Genomic DNA, 2,333 nt, shown 5'->3' with positions numbered 1-2,333 from the left:
ATCCTCATCAATCTCGACAACAAGCTCGAGGTTGGGGACCTGTCGGGTATGGTCGCGGTGGCGCGAGATCTCGGCATGGCCGACCAGGTCATCGTCAAGGAAAACCTGTGGAACCAGACCAGGATCGCTACGGTGAAGGCTGCCATGGAAGCGGTCGGCGGCGGCTTCCAGTTCATGCCGATCATCGCCGACGACGCAGTGCATGACGCCGGTTTCGCCGCGACGGTCGACCATGCTTTTGCGCCGCGCGCGATCGAGCTGATCAACTGGCGCGCCGGCGCGGAGACGTTGACCGAGACTGGCGGGCCGCTGTTCAGCACGCGCATGCGCGCGGCCGCGGTGAGGGGCGACTGGCACATCTGGGCCGACACCTACGCCATCGTCAACAAGCCGGGCGGCTTCCTTGCCGGCGGCCGGGGCGATGAACTGGCGGTTCAGGCCAGCCTGCCGCGTGAAGCCTGGGGCTTCTGGGCCGATCGCGGCGCCACCATCATCCAGACCGATGAGCCAAAGGCGGCGATAGGCTGGCTGGCGGCAAATGGGTTTCGCGTGCCCTATGCGGAGACGGGCGAACGCGTCGAACCTGCCGCGACCGCCAGCATCAATTGATTTGCCGCGGCTGAAGTTCCGGCCTTGTTGTCGCAGGCCGGCGCCTGCTGACGCAACGGTGTCAGGGGAAACCCGTTATCCATGGGCATGCCCGATACCATCGTTCTCAAGCGCCCTGCCGCCTATGCCGCCACCGTTGCTGCGACCAGCCTCGGCTTCGTCGTCGTGCAGCTTGATGTCTCCATCGTCAACATCGCGCTGAACAGGATCGGTACTGGGCTGTCGATGGGGGTCGGCGGCCTGCAATGGGTCGTCGACGCCTACACGCTTGCCTTCGCCTCGCTGCTGCTCGCCGGCGGCGCCCTCGGCGACAGGGTCGGCGCTCGCCGCGTTTTCGTTGGCGGCATGGCGCTGTTCAGCATTGCTTCGCTGGCTTGCGGCCTGGCTCAGAGTGCCTGGTTGCTGATTGCGGCGCGCGCTGCACAAGGCGCGGGTGCCGCCTTGCTGATGCCGTGTTCGCTGGCACTCCTCAATCGCGCCTACGCGTCCGACAAGGCGCGCCGGGCACGCGCCGTTGGGCTGTGGACGGCGGCGGGCGGCATCGCGCTGTCGGCAGGGCCGGTGCTCGGCGGCTTCATGGTCGCGTCGCTTGGCTGGGCCAGCATCTTTCTGGTCAACCTGCCCATTGGCGCCCTCGCCATCTGGATGGCTTATCGGTTTCTGCAGGAAACGCCGCTCAAGGCCGAGCGGCCGCCGATCGACTGGGTGGGGCAGGGACTTGTCGTGCTGGCGCTGTTTTCGCTGACCGGCGCCTTTATCGAAACCGGTTCGTCGGGCTGGACCTCGATGCCGGTCATCGGCGGACTGGTATTGGCGGTGGTGGCCGCAAGCCTGTTCCTGCTGGTCGAGAGCCGGACGAGGGCGCCGATGTTTCCGCTCGGTCTTTTTGCCAGCCGCGTGCCGGCTGTGACGAGCCTTGTCGGACTGGCCGTCAACCTGACGCTCTATGGCACGATCTTCATGCTCAGCCTGTATTTCCAGCAGGAAAGGCATTTTTCTCCCGAAATGACAGGGCTGGCCTTCCTGCCGTTCATGGCGGCAGTCACCCTGTCGAACATTGCCGCCGGGCGCATTGCCGCAAATCATGGCCCACGATCGCCCATGGCGATTGGCCTGTTCGTCGGGGCAGCCGGTTTCGGACTGATGGCGCTGATCCAGGCCGATACGTCCTACCTGTCGCTGCTGTGGCGCCTGCTGTTCCTGCCGGTCGGCATTGGTCTTGCCGTACCGGCCATGACCACCGCGCTGTTGTCTTCCGTGCCGGCGGAGATGTCGGGAACGGCATCGGGCGTACTCAACACCGTGCGCCAGTCGGGTGGCGCGATCGGGGTGGCGCTGTTCGGGTCCGCCTTGGCGCTGGGCACGATCGATGGCATGCAATTGGCATTCCTGGCCTCGGCGCTCGCGGTGGCCGGCTCGGCACTTTGCGCGTTCCTGTTCATCCGCGACGCCGACCATTCCGCTCAATAGTGATGCGCAACGCAAAAAGGCCGCCCGGAGGCGGCCTTTCGGTTGTGAAGCTGCGATGCGCTTAGCGCTTCGAGAACTGGAACGAACGACGGGCCTTCGCCTTGCCGTACTTCTTGCGCTCGACGACGCGGCTGTCGCGGGTCAGGAAGCCGCCCTTTTTGAGCACGGCACGCAGCGCCGGCTCGTAATAGGTCAGCGCCTTGGAGATGCCGTGACGCACCGCACCCGCCTGGCCGGAGAGGCCGCCGCCGATG

General features: G+C 65.9%; 2 protein-coding genes and 1 pseudogene. 2 read left to right on the top strand and 1 reads right to left on the bottom strand.

The genetic code is table 11. The features are described from left to right. A pseudogene (locus FJ980_RS29845) lies at window positions 1-609 on the top strand (glycerophosphodiester phosphodiesterase); the annotation flags it as partial. 81 nt (window positions 610-690) lie between these two features. Continuing rightward, the gene (locus FJ980_RS29840) at window positions 691-2,079 is read left to right on the top strand and encodes an MFS transporter (protein WP_246676612.1); all 1,389 of its coding nucleotides are present in this window, start codon (window positions 691-693) and stop codon (window positions 2,077-2,079) included. Between the two features lie 61 nt (window positions 2,080-2,140). On the opposite strand, the gene rpsI is transcribed toward FJ980_RS29840, so the two are convergent. Beyond that, on the bottom strand, window positions 2,141-2,333 hold a 193-nt coding region (rpsI, locus tag FJ980_RS29835), incomplete at its 5' end, for a 30S ribosomal protein S9 (RefSeq protein ID WP_140547208.1).

Source organism: Mesorhizobium sp. B1-1-5, assembly GCF_006443065.1.
GTDB lineage: Bacteria > Pseudomonadota > Alphaproteobacteria > Rhizobiales > Rhizobiaceae > Mesorhizobium.
Note: the sequence above shows the minus strand (reverse complement) of the source record. Positions and strands in the feature narration are given on the sequence as shown.

What these genes read in the sequence shown, in the direction of transcription:
- FJ980_RS29840 (WP_246676612.1), top strand. Translation starts at nt 691, where the DNA reads ATGGGCATGCCCGATACCATCGTTCTCAAGCGCCCTGCCGCCTATGCC.